The 15711-nt window shown below is 71.8% G+C and carries 17 protein-coding genes; 10 read left to right on the top strand and 7 right to left on the bottom strand.

The genetic code is table 11. The features are described 5' to 3' along the window. Window positions 1-43: 43 nt before the first annotated feature. Window positions 44-706, bottom strand: a complete 663-nt coding sequence (gene nucS / locus ACIBF7_RS25865; RefSeq protein WP_148033900.1) for an endonuclease NucS — start codon at window positions 704-706, stop codon at window positions 44-46. Window positions 707-742: 36 nt separating this feature from the next. Between nucS and ACIBF7_RS25860 the strand changes: the two genes are divergently transcribed. From ACIBF7_RS25860 to ACIBF7_RS25840, 5 genes are all read left to right on the top strand, one after another. Further along, window positions 743-2191 (top strand): 3-hydroxyacyl-CoA dehydrogenase NAD-binding domain-containing protein, encoded by a 1449-nt coding sequence (locus ACIBF7_RS25860; RefSeq protein ID WP_364226365.1) that lies wholly within the window; start codon window positions 743-745, stop codon window positions 2189-2191. After that, window positions 2188-2478, top strand: a complete 291-nt coding sequence (locus tag ACIBF7_RS25855) for an ATP/GTP-binding protein (protein WP_148033898.1) — start codon at window positions 2188-2190, stop codon at window positions 2476-2478. Before ACIBF7_RS25860 ends, ACIBF7_RS25855 begins: the two co-directional genes overlap by 4 nt. A gap of 31 nt (window positions 2479-2509) precedes the next feature. Next, the gene (locus ACIBF7_RS25850; RefSeq protein ID WP_148033897.1) at window positions 2510-3214 is read left to right on the top strand and encodes an alpha/beta hydrolase; all 705 of its coding nucleotides are present in this window, start codon (window positions 2510-2512) and stop codon (window positions 3212-3214) included. A gap of 40 nt (window positions 3215-3254) precedes the next feature. Continuing rightward, window positions 3255-4013: an SDR family NAD(P)-dependent oxidoreductase gene (locus tag ACIBF7_RS25845; RefSeq protein ID WP_219551072.1), complete on the top strand. Its 759-nt coding sequence runs from the start codon at window positions 3255-3257 to the stop codon at window positions 4011-4013. Between the two features lie 80 nt (window positions 4014-4093). Further along, a complete protein-coding gene (locus tag ACIBF7_RS25840) occupies window positions 4094-4888 on the top strand; it encodes an alpha/beta fold hydrolase (protein WP_364226370.1) in 795 nt (264 codons plus the stop codon). On the opposite strand, the gene ACIBF7_RS25835 is transcribed toward ACIBF7_RS25840, so the two are convergent. From ACIBF7_RS25835 to mce, 3 genes are all read right to left on the bottom strand, one after another. Further along, window positions 4848-6101 (bottom strand): AI-2E family transporter, encoded by a 1254-nt coding sequence (locus ACIBF7_RS25835; protein ID WP_148033894.1) that lies wholly within the window; start codon window positions 6099-6101, stop codon window positions 4848-4850. The two genes, ACIBF7_RS25840 and ACIBF7_RS25835, sit on opposite strands and share 41 nt — an antisense overlap. Window positions 6102-6222: 121 nt before the next feature. After that, window positions 6223-7521 carry a DivIVA domain-containing protein gene (locus ACIBF7_RS25830; RefSeq protein ID WP_364226373.1) on the bottom strand — a complete coding sequence of 433 codons (1299 nt, stop codon included), beginning with the start codon at window positions 7519-7521 and terminating at the stop codon, window positions 6223-6225. Between the two features lie 192 nt (window positions 7522-7713). Then, window positions 7714-8136 carry a methylmalonyl-CoA epimerase gene (gene mce / locus ACIBF7_RS25825; RefSeq protein ID WP_148034891.1) on the bottom strand — a complete coding sequence of 141 codons (423 nt, stop codon included), beginning with the start codon at window positions 8134-8136 and terminating at the stop codon, window positions 7714-7716. An 82-nt stretch (window positions 8137-8218) separates the two neighbouring features. Here mce and ACIBF7_RS25820 point away from each other — a divergent pair, with 82 nt between their 5' ends. Further along, window positions 8219-9409, top strand: a complete 1191-nt coding sequence (locus tag ACIBF7_RS25820) for an acetyl-CoA C-acetyltransferase (RefSeq protein ID WP_219551082.1) — start codon at window positions 8219-8221, stop codon at window positions 9407-9409. Between the two features lie 113 nt (window positions 9410-9522). On the opposite strand, the gene ACIBF7_RS25815 is transcribed toward ACIBF7_RS25820, so the two are convergent. The 3 genes from ACIBF7_RS25815 to ACIBF7_RS25805 form a co-directional block, all read right to left on the bottom strand. Further along, on the bottom strand, window positions 9523-9675 hold the full coding sequence (locus ACIBF7_RS25815; RefSeq protein ID WP_187281349.1) for a hypothetical protein: 153 nt from the start codon (window positions 9673-9675) through the stop codon (window positions 9523-9525). Window positions 9676-9797: 122 nt separating this feature from the next. Continuing rightward, complete coding sequence (locus ACIBF7_RS25810) at window positions 9798-10469, bottom strand: DUF4230 domain-containing protein (protein ID WP_148033891.1); 672 nt, start codon at window positions 10467-10469, stop codon at window positions 9798-9800. Between the two features lie 24 nt (window positions 10470-10493). Continuing rightward, window positions 10494-11873: a hypothetical protein gene (locus ACIBF7_RS25805; protein ID WP_148033890.1), complete on the bottom strand. Its 1380-nt coding sequence runs from the start codon at window positions 11871-11873 to the stop codon at window positions 10494-10496. A gap of 234 nt (window positions 11874-12107) precedes the next feature. Between ACIBF7_RS25805 and ACIBF7_RS25800 the strand changes: the two genes are divergently transcribed. The 4 genes from ACIBF7_RS25800 to ACIBF7_RS25785 are packed head-to-tail and all read left to right on the top strand — an operon-like array spanning window position 12108 to window position 15680. Further along, the gene (locus tag ACIBF7_RS25800) at window positions 12108-12659 is read left to right on the top strand and encodes a MarR family winged helix-turn-helix transcriptional regulator (protein WP_148033889.1); all 552 of its coding nucleotides are present in this window, start codon (window positions 12108-12110) and stop codon (window positions 12657-12659) included. Further along, a complete protein-coding gene (locus ACIBF7_RS25795; protein ID WP_397198354.1) occupies window positions 12643-13575 on the top strand; it encodes a tetratricopeptide repeat protein in 933 nt (310 codons plus the stop codon). The genes ACIBF7_RS25800 and ACIBF7_RS25795 overlap by 17 nt, the downstream gene beginning before the upstream one ends. A 9-nt stretch (window positions 13576-13584) precedes the next feature. Continuing rightward, entirely contained in the window at window positions 13585-14214 is a 630-nt protein-coding gene (locus ACIBF7_RS25790; RefSeq protein ID WP_397198353.1) for an AAA family ATPase, read from the top strand. 56 nt (window positions 14215-14270) lie between these two features. Then, window positions 14271-15680 (top strand): NAD-dependent malic enzyme, encoded by a 1410-nt coding sequence (locus tag ACIBF7_RS25785; protein ID WP_148033886.1) that lies wholly within the window; start codon window positions 14271-14273, stop codon window positions 15678-15680. The last annotated feature ends 31 nt before the right edge of the window (window positions 15681-15711 follow it).

The raw sequence follows: 15711 nt of genomic DNA, 5'->3' as shown, positions 1-15711 counted from the left end.
CAACATAGAACGGTAAGCCGTCGCTTACTAGCGGGCCGGTGGCTCAGAAGAGCGTCGGGTTCTCCGGCTCGATGCCGCGCAGCGCCTGGTAGTCGAGCGTGACGCACTCGATGCCGCGGTCGGCCGCCAGCACCCTGGCCTGAGGCTTGATCTCCTGGGCGGCGAACACCCCGCGCACCGGGGCCAGCAGCGGGTCGCGGTTGAGCAGCTCCAGGTAGCGGGTGAGCTGCTCGACGCCGTCGATCTCGCCACGGCGCTTGATCTCGACCGCCACCGTCGCGCTCTTGGCGTCGCGGCACAGGATGTCGACGGGGCCGATCGCCGTCATGTATTCACGCCGGATGAGCGTGTAGCCCTCGCCGAGAGTGGTGATGTGCTCGGCGAGCAGCTCCTGCAGGTGGGCCTCGACGCCGTCCTTGATCAGCCCAGGGTCGACGCCCAGCTCGTGGGAGGAGTCGTGGAGGATCTCGGCCATCGTCAGGACCAGCTTCTCGCCGGTCTTGCCGTGGGTGACGGTCCAGGTCTCGCCGTCCTCCTTGAGCTTGCACGGCGGGTTCATCCAGTTGAGCGGCTTGAAGGCGCGGTCGTCCGCATGGATCGACACGCTCCCGTCCGCCTTGATGAGCACGAGCCTCGGCGCCATCGGGAGATGTGCCGTGAGCCGTCCGATGTAGTCGACGCTGCATCGCGCGATGACCAGCCGCATGAGAGTCCACCCTAGCGGCTCTGTAAAACTACAAGCATGGCGTTTGAAATGGTGGGAGTGGTCGGGCTCGGCACGATGGGTGCCGGGATCGCGGAAGTGTTCGCCCGGGGCGGGCTGCGGGTCATCGGGGTGGAGGCCGACGCCGACGCGCTCGCCCGCGGCCGGGGCCACCTGGAGAGATCGACGCAGCGCGCGGTCGACCGGGGCAAGCTGGCGGCCGGTGACCGCGACGAGGTCCTGGGCCGGATCACGCTCACCACCTCCCGCGAGGACCTGCGCGAGGCGGACCTGGTGGTCGAGGCCATCCCCGAGGTGCTCGGCTACAAGACGGCGCTGATGAACGACCTCGACGGGATCTGCAAGCCGGAGACGGTGCTGGCCACCAACACCTCCTCGCTGTCGGTCACCGCGATCGCCGCCGCCACCGGGCGGCCGGGCCGGGTGGTGGGCCTCCACTTCTTCAACCCGGCGCCGGTCATGCGGCTGGCCGAGGTGGTGCGCACGGTCGTGACCGACGACGACGTGGTGCCGGCGATGCGCGAGCTGGCCGTACGGCTCGGCAAGACGGCGGTGGTCGTCGGCGACCGCGCCGGGTTCGTGGTGAACCGGCTGCTCCTGCCGTACCTCAACCACGCCGCCGTGCTGATGGAGCAGGGCGTGGCCGGGCGCGACGACATCGACGCGGCGATGCGCGACGGCGCGGGGCTGCCGATGGGCCCGTTCCAACTGCTCGACCTGATCGGGCTCGACACCGCCTACGAGATCATGGGCGTGCTGTTCGACGAGACCCGCGACCGCCGCCACGCGCCCGCGCCGGTGCTGCGCGAGCTGGTCTCGGCGCGGCTGCTGGGGCGCAAGAGCGGGCGCGGCTTCTACGGCGACGAGCCCCGGCCGCACGAGCCCGCCAAGTCCTCGGTGATCACGTTCGACGTCGCCGGGCAGGGCGGCGACGAGCTGGCCGAGCGGCTGGGCACCGCCGGGTTCAAGCGGTCGGCGGAGCCCGACGTGCTGCTCCGGATGGCCGACCGGCCGGTGATCGAGCACGCCGTCCAGCTGTCCGACCCGTCGCGGCTGGTCGGTGTCCACGTGGTGGGCGGCCGGGTGGCCGAGGTCGTCTCCACGGTCCTCACCTCCCCGGAGGCGGCCTTCGCGGCCGCCGACCTGATGAAGGTGATCGGGCTGGCCCCGGTGGCCTGCAAGGACCGGGCCGGGTTCGTGGTGGACGCGCTGCTCTACCCGTATCTCAACGACGCCGTGCGGATGTACGAGTCGGGCTACGCCTCGATCGACGAGATCGACTCGGCCATGCGGCTCGGCTGCGGCTACCCCGCCGGGCCGTTCGAGACGCTGGAGTCCGTCGGCCTGGACGTGGTGCGCGACGGGCTGCGGGCGCTGTACGCGGAGTACCGCGAGCCGGCGTTCGCCCCCGCGCCGCTGCTCGACCAGCTCGTCACGGCGGGCGTGCGCACCTTCCCGCGGCCATGAGCCCGCGCCGCGCCCGGCGCAAGGAGCCCGCCCGGCCTCCCGTCTTCCCGCGCAGCTCCGACCGGGTGGAGGAGTGGCCGGACGGTGAGTGGAAAGTACGCTCACTCACCGGCGGGACCTCCACCAAGGACTACCGCTGTCCCGGCTGCGACCAGGAGATCCGGGGCGGCCAGCCGCACCTGGTCACCTGGCCCGACTGGCCGGGCGGCGAGGACGAGCGCCGCCACTGGCATCCGGTGTGCTGGCGCAAGAGACTGGACCGCGGCCCGGGCCGCAGCCGCTACTGACCGACTCGACCCCGATGGACGAAGGAGCGACGTGGAAATTCGCGCGGCGACCGTGCTGCCCGCCCGGCGTGAGCCGATCGAGCTGCACACCGGCGACGGCCTGACCCTGGTGGGCGAGCTCGCCCTGCCCGAGGACCGGCCGCCGGCGGCGACCCTGGTGATGCTGCACCCGCTGCCGACCCACGGCGGCTTCATGGACAGCCATGTCTACAAGAAGGCCGCCAACCGCCTGCCCGCGCTGGCCGATCTGGCGGTGCTGCGCTTCAACACCCGCGGCACCTCCTCCGACCGGGGCACCTCCGAGGGCACGTTCGACGGCGGCGAGGACGAGCGGTTCGACGTGGCGGCGGCGCTGGAGTACGCCGAGTTCCACGACCTGCCCCGGGTCTGGGTGGTCGGCTGGTCGTTCGGCAGCGAGCTGGCGCTCAAGTGGGGGCACGACCCGCTGGTCGAAGGCGCCATCCTGCTGTCCCCGCCGCTGCACAGGGCCAACGAGACCGACCTCGACGCCTGGGCGCGGTTCGGCCGGCCGCTGGTCGCGCTGGTGCCCGAGTTCGACGACTACCTGCGCCCCGACGAGGCCAGGCGCCGCTTCGCGCGGGTGCCGCAGGCCGAGGTGGTCGGCGTCGAGGGCGCCAAGCACCTGTGGGTGGGCGAGCCGTACGTGCGCGTCGTGCTGAACGAGATCGTCCGCCGCGTCGTCCCCGACCGTCACCCCCTCCCCACCGAGGTGTGACCGCCATAGAATCTCGTTCGGTCCGTACGGAGGAGGCAACATGGGCGCGTTCGCTCTCGACGGCAAGAAGGCTCTGGTCACCGGGGCGTCCAAGGGCATCGGCAAGGCGATCGCGCTCGCGTACGCCGAGGCGGGCGCCGACGTGGCGCTGACCGCGCGGTCGGCCGACGCGCTGGCCGAGGTGGCCAAGGAGATCCAGGCGCGCGGCCGCGAGGCCGTGGTCATCCCCGCCGACCTGACCGACAGGGACACCGCCGCCGCCGTCGTGCGCGAGGCCGTCGCCGGGCTCGGCCACCTCGACGTGGTGGTCAACAACGCGGGCGGGTCCAACTTCCTGGTCGAGTTCAAGGACCTGCGGCTGGCCGGCTGGGACAAGATCATGCGGCTCAACCTCGACTCCGCCATGGCCGTCTGCCACGCCGCCGCGCCCCACCTGCTCGGCCGCGGCAGCGGGTCCGTGATCAACATCGCCTCCGCGGCCGCGCTCGGCGCGCCCTTCCTGGCCCCGTACGCGGCCGCCAAGGCCGGTCTGGTGGCCCTGACCAAGACGCTGGCCCTGGAATGGGCGTCGGCGGGGGTACGGGTCAACGCGCTGTGCCCCGGCTGGACCGCCACCGACCTCAACCGCAACCTGTGGGACGACGAGAGCGGCGGACAGGCGACGGTGGCGAACGTGCCGATGCGCCGCTGGGCCACGGTGGAGGAGATCGCCCAGCCGGCCGTGTTCCTGGCCAGTGAGGCCTCGTCCTACATGACCGGCCAGATGATGATCGTCGACGGCGGCCTCACCACCGCCTGACGAACCGGACGGACCATTCACCGCATATCGGCACCGGCTGTGGAGTGATTGTCGCGGGGAACCGGGCTACCGTGAGGTCCGTGCAGCTCTACACGAGAACAGCCGGGACCGGGCTCCCGGTCGTACTGCTCCACGCGTTCCCGCTCTCGTCGGCCATGTGGCTGGCCCAGCGGGAGGGGCTGGCCAGGGCGTGCCGGGTGATCACCCCCGACCTGCGCGGCTTCGGCGGATCGCGGCTCGGCGACGACGAGCCGTCACTCGACCTCATGGCCGACGACGTTGCCAGGGTGCTCGACGGGGAAGGCGTCGAGCGGGCGGTCATCGGAGGGTTGTCGATGGGCGGTTACGTGACCATGGCGTTCTGCCGCCGCCACCCCGACCGCGTGCTGGGCGTCATCCTGGCCGCCACCAAGGCGAGCCCCGACGCCGCGCCCGCCCGCGACAACCGCGAGCGCATCGCCCAGGCGGTGCTCGCCGACGGCAGTGGCGTACTGGTCGAGGAGGTGCTGCCTGGCCTGATCGGGACCACCACCAAGCAGCGCAGGGCCATGGTGTTCGGCCGGGTCAAGGGGCTGGTGCAGTCGGCGCCGCCCAAGGCCGTGGCCTGGGCGCAGCGCGCGATGGCCGCGCGGCCCGACTCCCTCGACACGCTGGCCGCGCTCAAGGTGCCCGCGCTGGTGCTGGTGGGCGACGAGGACGAGCTGGCGCCGCCGGCGGACGCCCGGGCCATGGCCGGAGCGGTGCAGGACGGCCGGCTGGAGATCATCTCCAAGGCCGGTCATCTGATCGCCGTCGAGCAGCCCGAGGCGTTCAACGCCGCTGTCGAGCGCTTCCTCAGCTCTGAGCTTGCCGGGGTATCACGATCTCACGAATGATCAGGGCGATCGCGGCGGCCACCGGGATGGCCAGCAGCGCGCCCACGATGCCGAGCAGCGTGCCGCCCACCAGGGCGGCGATCACGGTCACCGCCGGGGTCACGTCGACCGAGCGTTTCATCACCTTCGGGTAGATGACGTAGTTCTCGATCTGCTGGTAGATCACGAAGAAGATCGCGCAGGCGATGCCGGCGGGGAGCGAGCCGAGCAGCGCGACACCGGTCACCACCACGGCCCCGATCGTGGCGCCCACCAGCGGGATCAGGTCGGTCAGGGCCACCACGAGGGAGAGCGCGAGCGCGTACTCCACGCCCAGGATCGACAGGAAGATCCACGTCAGCACGCCGGCGATGAGCGAGATGAGGATGTTGCCGGCGACGTAGCCGCCGATGCCGCCCAGGATCTCCTCGGCGATCGCCCCGGTGCGGTCGCGGCGCGAGGCGGGGACCAGCTTGAGCAGGTAGGCCTTGATCGTGTGCAGCGAGCCGAGGAAGTAGAGCATGAGCACCAGCAGCGTCACCGTGGTGAACAGGCCGTCGATCACCACCAGCCCGGCTCCCACCACGCCGGTGGCCAGCGACGGTCCGAGCGTGCTCGTGACGAACGTGGCCAGCTGCGGCAGGATCTGGTAGTCGGCGTCGAGCTCGCGCAGCGTCGGGTGGCTGCTCAGCTCGCGGATGTAGCCGGGCACGGCCGCCACGAAGTCGGCGAGCTCCCGGCTGACCGGCGGCACCACGGCCAGGCCGAACAGCACGAACGCCACGATCACCGCGGCGAACACGGACGTGATCGCCCACCGCCTGGCCAGGCCGCGCCGCTGCAGCGCCTCAACCGCCGGGTTGAGCCCCACGGCCAGGAACATCGCCACCACGATCATGATGATCACGCTCAGCGAGCTGACGACCATCTGCGCGATCGCGATGGCGGTGAGCACGCCGAGCCCGCCGGTCAGCCCGAACAGGAATGGGCCCCGGGCCAGCGGCTTCCCCGGCATCCCGTACGAACCCAGCGAGATCCCCGCGGGGACGTCGCCGGGGATGACGGTGCGCGCGCCCTGCTCCGCGCGCGGGGGACGCGGGGTGGCCTGAGCGTGATCTCCGGACCCGGCCGGCGCGGCCGTCCTGGCCCCGTCCGTGAGGGCGGAGGGCGGGTCCGCGGGAGGCTCCGGGCTCGGGAGGGAGTCCGCTCCGGCGGGCTCGGCTGCTGCGGTCACGGGGTCTCCTGCACGAGGGGGGCGCACAACGAGAGAGAGCCTAGCGACCTTGGTCGCCAGGCTCTCTCCGGTTATGCGATCGATCCCCGTGCAGCCGGCCCGGGACGCCCCTCGTGCCGGCCTACTCCTGCCACCACTCGGCGTCGTCGTCGGACTTGCTCGCGGCCTTGGCGGGAGCCGCCGGGGCGGCCACCGGGGCCGGGTGGTCGTCGACCGACGCGGCGGCGATGGCCGGCTTCGGCGGGGCCGCGGTGACGGCGGGGTCGGGGTCGAGGCCCGGCAGCGCCGCGCCGCCGAGCAGCTGGCGCAGCTGGGCGAGGTGGCTGGTGATGCTGTCGCGCTGGCGGGTCAGCTCGTCGACCTGGCGCTGCATCGAGGTGCGGGTGCGCTCGGCTTCGTTCTTCGCCTCGGTGACGATGGTCTCGGCGCTGCTCTTGGCCTCGGCGACGATCTGCTCGGAGTTCTTGCGCGCGTTGGCGACCAGCTGCTTGGCGTGCAGGTCGGCCTCGCGGCGGGTCTGCTCGGCCTGCTGGGTCGCCTTCGTGGCCCGGGACTCGGCGGTGGCGGCGCGCTGCTCCGCCTCGGCCACCAGCTTCTGCGTCGCGGCCTGGGTGGCGGCGTGGCGCTCGGCCTCCTGGCGCTCCGCCTCCTCGCGCCGGGCGGCGAGCTGGATCTCGAACTCGGCCTCGTCCTGCGCCCGCTTGGCCTCGGACTCCTCCAGCACCCGCTGAGCCTGCGCGCGCATCTCGTCGGCCTGCCGCTTGGCGGTGGTCAGGACCTCGTCGCGCTCGCGCTTGGTCGAGGCTCGCAGCTGGGCGACCTCGCGCTCGGTGGTGGTGCGCAGCTTGGCGATCTCGCGCTCGGCGTCGGCCCGCTTCTCCGCGACCTCGTGGTCGGCGGTGGCGCGGAGCTTGGCCACCTCGCGCTCGGTGGTCGCCGTCAGCTCGTCGGACTCGCGGCGGGCGGTCGAGCGGATCTCCTCGGCGTCGCGCTCGGCGCTGGTGCGCATCTCCTCGCTCTCGCGCGTCGCCTGCGCCCGCTTCTCGGCCGCCTCGGCCTCCGCGGCGGCACGCAGGTCGGCCGCCTCGACCTTGGCCGCGGCCTTGATCTCGTTGGCCTCGGACCTGGCCGCCTGGACGAGCTCCGTGGCCTGTTCTTCCGCCAGGCGGAGCAGCTGTTCGATACGGGCGCCGAGACCGGAGTAGGTGGGCCGCTCCTGCTCCTGCAGCTGGCGCTGGGAGTCGGAGAGCTCGCGCTGCAAGGACGTGGTCTGCTCGCGAGCCTGGCGCAACTCGGCGTCGAGCTGCTTCAGGTGGTCGTGGACCTGATGCCGGTCGTAACCTCGGAGCACCACGTCGAACTCGCGGGCTGGTGCGTCCTCGAAGAAGTTGTTGAGCTGGGCGTCGATGTCGGACTGCATGGAGGCTCGATCCTGGGTTGTCGAGACGGCTACACGGGCCGGACGGGGGGTTCGGGGCATCCGAGCCTGGAGCCCGTGCCTCGGGGCAGGCTCCATGTCCGGTGGAAGGCCAGCGTACTCCGCCGATGCCGAGTACGAAGCCCCGTCCGGGTTTCTGCGTGACTAGTTACTTATGAACGATTTTTGCGTTTGCTAGCCCTTGGCCGCTTGCACCAACTCGGTCAGCATTCCTCCCACGTCCTTGGGGTGCAGAAACGCGATCCGGGAGTCCATGGAACCGTGACGGGGGCGCTCGTCGAGCAGCCGGACGCCCTTGTCGCCGATCTTGGACATCGCCTCCGCGACGTCCGGGACGCCGAACGCCACGTGGTGCACTCCCTCACCCCTCTTGGCGAGGAATTTCCCCACGGGGGAGTCGGGCGAGAGCGGTTCGAGCAGCTGGATGTAGGAGCCGCCGCCGTCGGCGTCGGCGATGCGCAGCATGGCCTCCTTCACCCCCTGCTCCTCGTTGACCTCGCGGGCGACCACCTCCAGCTCGAACAGTTCAGAGAAGAGCGCGATCTTCTCTTCGAGGTCGTTGCACGCGATCCCGATGTGGTCGATGCGCATGAACATGTGGGCCACCTCCATAGCGAACACCCTGCTACCGATAGGTATGGTGTCAAAGAGCTCCCCTCGTGTGCACAGGAGGCCCCGCATGTCTGGTTCCGTCATCGTCGCCGGAGCGCGTACCCCCATCGGAAAACTGCTCGGCTCGCTGTCCGGCCTGAGGGCGGTGGACCTGGGCGCCATCGCGGTCAAGGCCGCGCTGGACCGTGCCGGGGTGGCGCCGGAGGCCGTCGAGTACGTGATCCTGGGCCAGGTGCTGCAGGCCGGGTCGGGTCAGCTCCCCTCCCGCCAGGCGGCGGTCAAGGCGGGCATCCCGATGACGGTCCCGTCCATCACGATCAACAAGGTGTGCCTGTCGGGCCTGGACGCCATCGCCATGGCCGACCAGCTCATCCGCGCGGGCGAGTTCGACATCGTGGTCGCGGGCGGCATGGAGTCGATGACCAACGCCCCGCACCTGCTGCCCGGCATGCGCAAGGGGGTCAAGTACGGAAGCGCCGAGATCCTCGACTCGATGGCCCATGACGGCCTGTTCTGCGCGTTCGACCAGTGCGCGATGGGCGAGTCGACCGAGCGCTACAACACGCGGCTGGGCATCGGCCGCGAGGAGCAGGACGCCGTGTCGGCCCGCTCCCACCAGCTCGCCGCCGCGGCGGCCAAGAACGGCGCGTTCGAGCCGGAGATCGTGCCGGTGGAGATCCCGCAGCGGCGCGGCGAGCCGCTGGTGGTCAAGGACGACGAGGGCGTGCGCGGCGACACCACTGCCGAGACGCTGGCCAGGCTGCGGCCCGCGTTCGCGGCCGACGGCACCATCACGGCCGGCTCGGCGTCGCAGATCTCCGACGGCGCCTGCGCGGTGGTGGTGATGTCCAAGGCCAAGGCCGAGGAGCTGGGCCTGGAGTGGCTGGCCGAGATCGGCCGCCACGGCAACGTCGCGGGCCCCGACTCCTCCCTGCAGTCGCAGCCGGCCAACGCCATCAAGCACGCCCTGGCCAAGCAAGGGCTGAGCCCGCAGGACCTGGACCTGATCGAGATCAACGAGGCGTTCGCCAGCGTGGTGATCCAGTCGGTCAAGGAGCTGGGCGTGCCGATGGACATCGTGAACGTCAACGGCGGCGGCATCGCGCTCGGCCACCCCATCGGCGCGTCCGGCGCCCGCATCGTGCTCACCCTCGCCCACGAGCTGAAGCGGCGCGGCGGCGGCGTCGGCGCCGCGGCCCTGTGCGGCGGCGGCGGCCAGGGTGACGCGCTGATCATCAGCGTGCCGAAGAACGCGTAACACCCGCGCGCCCGCTCCCCGAACCCAGGGGAGCGGGCGCGCCGGTGCGTGTCGCTAGGGGGGGAGATGCGCCCGGCCGCGAGGGAGGGTGCGGCCGGGCGTCCTTGGCATGGTCATGACTCGCGCAGCAGGCCGAAGAGGGAGCGGTGACGGCGCTCGGGCTTGCGCGCCCTGGCCGCCGCGCGGGCCAGCCGTCGCTCGGCGGCCTCCTGGCGCAGCTCGCGCGCCCGATGCTGCATGACGGTGTACTCGAACTCGGCGTTCATGAGAGTGCTCCTCGTGGTCGTTTCTCCGCACTCTCAAGATTCGTCCTAAGGCCCGTGGCGGCACATCGGGCGGATGCCTTATCTCCCGGCCTCAGCCGTGGCCGGCCCGCGTCTAAGGGTGCCTAGGGCTCGTCCGCGAACTTGACCGTGACCTTGGTGAAGCCGAGCGACTTCAGCATGCCCTCCAGCATGGTCCGGGTGTTGGCGTCGGCCCGGGCCCGCAGGTCGCTGGAGGCGGCCGCCTCGGCGATCTTGCGTTCGGCGAGTACGTACAGCTCCCGCTGGTCGGCCGGAGAGCCGGACAAAAAGTCCTCCACCCGGTCGAACAGCCCTCGCCGCTGGGCGAAGACGTAGGAGCGCTCGTTGTCCAGGTTGGGCTTCTCCAACTGGGCGCGGGGGAGGGTGACCGTGACCGCGGTGCGGTCCTCCGACACGGTCAGCGCGTCGCCGGCCAGGCCGGCGAAGTCGACGTACGCGTCCACGCCGCCGGCGCCGACGAAGAGGGTGCGGGTGCCCTTGACCGCGTCAGGCAGGAAGTTGGCGTCCTTCTCCAGGTCGACCACGACCTGGAAGGTGCCCGTCGCGGCCTCGAACCTGCTCAGGTCCTTGATCGATTCGAGCAGCACCGGCTGGCTGCGGTCGACGGTCTGCGTGCCCATGGGATTGAGCCAGGACCAGGCCAGCCGCCCGGCCACCACCAGCAGGACCGCCACGACCAGCAGCCCCGCCACATATCGCCACGTGCGGCGCCGGCGAGGAGAGACCGCCGAGGGCGCCGTCTGCGAAGTCGTCATGCCCCCTGACTACCCCCGGATCGATCATCTGTGCCAGCCATGAGGTGACATCTCCGGTCCCCAGTTCGGCGAGGGGTGCCCGCTCGGGTCAGGGTAGACCGGGTAGACCTGCGGGGCGCTCTCCTGGTGCACCTGCGTGGCCACCGGGGTGGCGGCCTGGGGCGGAGTGCCGGCCGGGCCGCCGCCGAAGTGGGTGGCCGACAGCTTGCAGGCCTGGAAGTCGCTGAAGAACATGCGCAGCCACTCGCGGCGCTGGTGCTCGTTCAGGCCGGAGAACCAGGCGGCGGCGTACTCGTGCTCCAGCAGCGGCCCCCCGGGCAGCGGCTCGCCGCGCAGCCAGGCCGTCACGATCTCGCGGTAGCCGTCGGCCGGCCTGCCGGGACACCGGGCGGCCAGGGCCTCGACGTACTCGTGCACGGCCTCCTCGGCGAACCCCGCCGACAGGTCCGGCACGTGGATCGGCGCCAGCCCGTTCGAGGGCTTGAGCGGGTCGTCCAGCGGCCGCTGCTCCACCCGGGTGAACGCGGCGGGCGTCTCGGCCAGGCGGGAGGCGATCTCGGTGAAGGCGGCGCCGAGCTCGGTCAGCCCGCCCCGCATGCCGGGATGGACGCAGACCGTGATGGGCCACTCCTGACAGCTGTAGGCGATGTCCTGGGCGGCCGCGGGACGCGGCTCGCCGAGCACCCGCGCCACGCCCGTGCCGGCCGCCAGCACCGCCAGCAGCGCGAAGGCCAGCACCACGGCCTGCCGGGTGACCAGCGCGGCCCAGCCCAGCAGCAGCGCCCCGGTCACGCCGAGCAGCCAGATGATCTGGTTGACGAAGACGGTGCCGCTCAGCCCCTGGAACAGGTCGTACGGCTCGCCCGTACCGGGTGCGAGGCGGTCGGCCCAGCCGTCGCCGTCGGCGACCCAGCTGAAGAGGGCGTAGCAGCCCAGCCCGGCCAGCGGCGCGGTCGGCGCGTACGGCAGCACCCAGCCGGCCACCCACCCGATCACCGAGTAGAGGGCCAGCCCCGCCATGCCCATGCCCAGGCCCGTCAGGCTGAGCCGGCCCGCCTGCTCGGTGAGCACCGTCTTGACGGCCAGCACCAGCACGGTCGCGGCGAAGGAGCCCAGCACCACCAGCACGATCGCCAGCGGCGCCTTCAGCGCGCGCCAGGTCGTCAGCGGCAGGTCGCGCGAGGCCCGGCGCTTGCGCAGGGCCACCCAGGCGGCGAAGGCGGCGGCGACGGGCCCGGTCAGCCTGAGCGAGCCGATGACCGCCGCCACGATGTTCTCCCACGCGTCCACGCCGGGGATCAGGACGCTCCACGCCGCGACCAGGCCGAGCGCGAGCAATACGGCCACCGTGACGGCCGCGCCCTGCTTCAGCTCCTCGCGTGAAACGCCCCCGTGCTCACGCACGCGTCATCCCAATGAAGTTCATCAAAAGCACCCCCCGTGCCCCGTCGGCGACAGGGGGAGCCGGCAGTCCGGCCGGTCCCCACACGGCTGATGGACTTGGCTCCCCCGTCACCATTCGATGCGAGAACCATAACGGAGCGTGATGAAGGACGCCCGGATTCTTGGCCAAGCGGAGAATGCGATTGCGCTCCGTAAGCAGACGAAACTGGACGAGCAGCGCGCTAACGTATCTGCGTGTCGCAGCCCAAGCCGCTCAACCTGCCGTTCGACCCCATCGACCGTGCCGCGGAGACCTGGCGCGATCACTTCGGGCCCTCGTCCGCCATGGCCGCCGTCACGTCGATCATGAGAGCCCACCAGATCCTGCTGTCCCAGCTCGACTCGCTGCTGAAGCCGTACGACCTGACCTTCGCCCGCTACGAGGCCCTGGTGCTGCTGACCTTCAGCAAGACCGGGGCGCTGCCGCTGTGGAAGATCGGCGAACGGCTGATGGTCCACCCGACGAGCGTCACGAACACCGTCGGCCGGCTGGAGAGGTCCGGGCTGGTGCGCCGCCTGCCCAACCCGCGCGACGGCCGGGGCGTGCTCGCGGAGATCACCGAGGCCGGTCGCGACGTCGTGCGGCGCGCCACGGGCGATCTCATGACCGCCGAGTTCGGCCTGGGCATGTACGCCGAGAGCGAGCTTGGCCGGATGTTCGACCTGCTGCGCACGCTGCGGGTGGCGGCGGGTGACTTCTCGGTCCCCCCGATGGGGCAAGATGAGGAGCATGGCGGACTTCTCTAGGCCCGGATCGCTCTACGGAGCGGTCGATCTGGGCGCACGTAAGCAGGCTCTGGAGGCGCAGGCCCGGCGGGAGACCGGTGGTGCCCAGGCAGCCTCATCGGCCTCGGTCGTCGACGTGACCGAGGAGACGTTCACCACCGACGTCATCGACCGCTCGATGAGCGTGCCCGTCGTGCTCGACCTGTGGTCGCCGCGGGCGCCCGGCAGTGCCCAGCTCAGCCCGGTGCTGGAGAAGGTCGTCGGCGACCTGGGCGGCAGGGCCGTGCTCGCCAAGGTCAACGTCGACGGCAGCCCGCAGATCGCGCAGGCGCTGCGCGTGCAGGCCGTGCCGACCGTCCTGGCGATCTTCCAGGGGCAGGCCGTCACCGGCTTCCAGCAGGTGCTGCCCGAGCCGGAGGTGCGTCGCTGGCTCGACGAGCTGATGGCCGCCGTGGAGCAGTTCTACCAGGCCAACCCGGGGGCCAGGCCGCCCGCCGAGGGGCCGGGCGAGCCGGAGGCGCCGCCCGCCGACCCCGACCTGGTCGCCGCCGAGCAGGCCATCGACCAGGGCGACCTCGACGCCGCCGCGGCCGCCTACGAGCGACTGCTCGCCCGCGTGCCCGGCGACGAGGACGCCAGGATGGGGCTCGCCGGCGTCAGGCTGATCAAGCGCACGTCCGGCGCCGACCCGGACGACGTGCAGCGCCGTCTGCAGGACCCCGCCGACATCGACGCGCACCTGCTGGCCGCCGACCTGGAGATGCTGTCCGGCTCCGTCGACCAGGCGTTCGAGCGGATCATCGCGGTGGTCAAGCGCACCTCGGGCGACGACCGCGACAAGGCCCGCGTCCACCTGCTGGGCCTGTTCGAGACGCTGCCGGCCGAGGACCCGTCCCTGGCGAAAGCCCGGCGAGCGCTGGCGAGCGCCCTGTTCTAACCTGAAGGTGTGCGAGTCGTCACAATTTCGGCGACCTACGGCACCGCCGGCCACCAGGTGGGCCCGGCCGTCGCCGAGCGGCTGGGCGTGCCCTTCGTCGACCGGGCGATCCCCGGCGCCGTCGCCGGAGAGCTGGGCTGCACCCTCGAGGAGGCCCTGACCTACGACGACCGCGCCGAGCACGGCCTCGGCCGCCTGCTGTCGGGGACGCTGCGGCTGCCGACCGTGACGTTCGGCGGCGTCGACATGTACGTCCCGGGCCCGCTGCCGCACGCGCCGGAGGAGTTCGTCCGGCGCACCGAGCAGGTGCTCCGCGACACCGCCCGCACCCAGGGCGGCGTCTTCCTGGGCAGGGCGGGGGCGATCGTGCTCGCCGATCTGCCCGGGGCGCTGCACGTACGGCTCGACGCCCCGCTGGAGCGGCGGGTCCGTCAGGCGGCCCGGCTGGGCTCGACGACCGAGCGGGAGGCCCGCAAGGTCATCGAGGACAACGACCGCGCCAGGAACGCCTACGTCCGCCACTTCTACCGCGCGGACCCGTCCGATTGCTGCCTGTATCACCTGGTGATCGACAGCACCGTGCTCCCGGTGCCGGTGTGCGCCGACATGATCGTCATGGCGGCCGAGGCGCTGGCTTGACCCGAACACCCCTAACATGGGAGCACTTCATGGGCAGGCGCGAAGGAGCGATTGACGTGGCGACCGTCCCCAGTGTGTCGTACTCCATCACCGTGCGGCTGGAGGTGCCGGCCGGGGGCAAGGCCGTCAGCCAGCTCACCCACGCCGTAGAGTCGGCGGGGGGCGTCGTGACCGCCCTCGACGTCACCAACGCCGGCCACGAGAAGCTCCGGATCGACGTCACCTGCGCGGCCCGCGACACCGACCACGCCCAGGCCATCGTCGACCAGCTCGAAGCCGTCGAAAGCGTGGTCATCCACAAGGTCTCCGACCGGACCTTCCTCATGCACCTCGGCGGCAAGATCGAGATGCAGTCGAAGGTGCCGCTGCGCAACCGTGACGAGCTGTCCATGGCCTACACGCCGGGCGTGGCGCGGGTGTCCATGGCGATCGCCCGCAACAAGGAGGACGCGCGCCGCCTCACCATCAAGCGCAACACCGTCGCCGTCGTCACCGACGGCTCGGCCGTGCTCGGGCTGGGCAACATCGGGCCGGAGGCGGCGCTGCCGGTGATGGAGGGCAAGGCGGCGCTGTTCAAGCGGTTCGCCGGCATCGACGCCTGGCCCATCTGCCTCGACACCCAGGACGTCGACGAGATCGTCCGGACCGTCCAGCTCCTCGCCCCCGGCTTCGGCGGCATCAACCTCGAAGACATCGGCGCCCCGCGCTGCTTCGAGGTGGAGCGGCGGCTGCGCGAGCTGCTCGACATCCCGGTCTTCCACGACGACCAGCACGGCACCGCCATCTGCGTGCTGGCCGCGCTCACCAACGCCCTGCGCGTGGTCGACAAGAAGCTGGAGGACGTGCGCATCACCATGGCGGGCGCGGGCGCGGCGGGCAACGCGGTGCTGCGGCTGCTGCTGGCGGCGGGCGCGCGCAACGTGATCGTCTGCGACTACCGCGGCGCCGTCTGCCGCACCCGCGACGACCTCGACGACTCGCTGCGCTGGATCGCCGAGCACACCAACGCCGAGGGCTACTCCGGCGACCTGCGCGGCGCGGTCAAGGGCGCCGACGTCTTCGTGGGCGTGTCGGCGCCGGGCATCCTCACCGGTGACGACATCGCCGCCATGGCGCCGGGCGCCGTGGTGTTCGCGCTGGCCAACCCCGAGCCCGAGGTGTCGCCCGACGAGGCCCGCGAGCACTGCGCGGTGGTGGCCACCGGGCGCTCCGACTACCCCAACCAGATCAACAACGTGCTGGCGTTCCCCGGCGTCTTCCGCGGTCTGCTCGACGCGCAGGCCACCGAGGTCACGGAGGAGATGCTCCTGGCCGCGGCCCGCGCCCTCGCCGCCGTGGTGACGACGGAGGAGCTGGGGCCCAACTACATCATCCCGAGCGTCTTCCACCCGGACGTGGCGGGCGCGGTCGCGGCGGCGGTCCGCGAGTCGGCGGGCGGCCGCGCCCGCGGCTTCACCGAGGCCTGACCCTTCCGCGGGTCCTCCCGGGCCGGGCCGC

This window comes from Nonomuraea sp. NPDC050478 (assembly GCF_044458265.1).
GTDB lineage: Bacteria > Actinomycetota > Actinomycetes > Streptosporangiales > Streptosporangiaceae > Nonomuraea > Nonomuraea ferruginea.
Note: the sequence above shows the minus strand (reverse complement) of the source record. Positions and strands in the feature narration are given on the sequence as shown.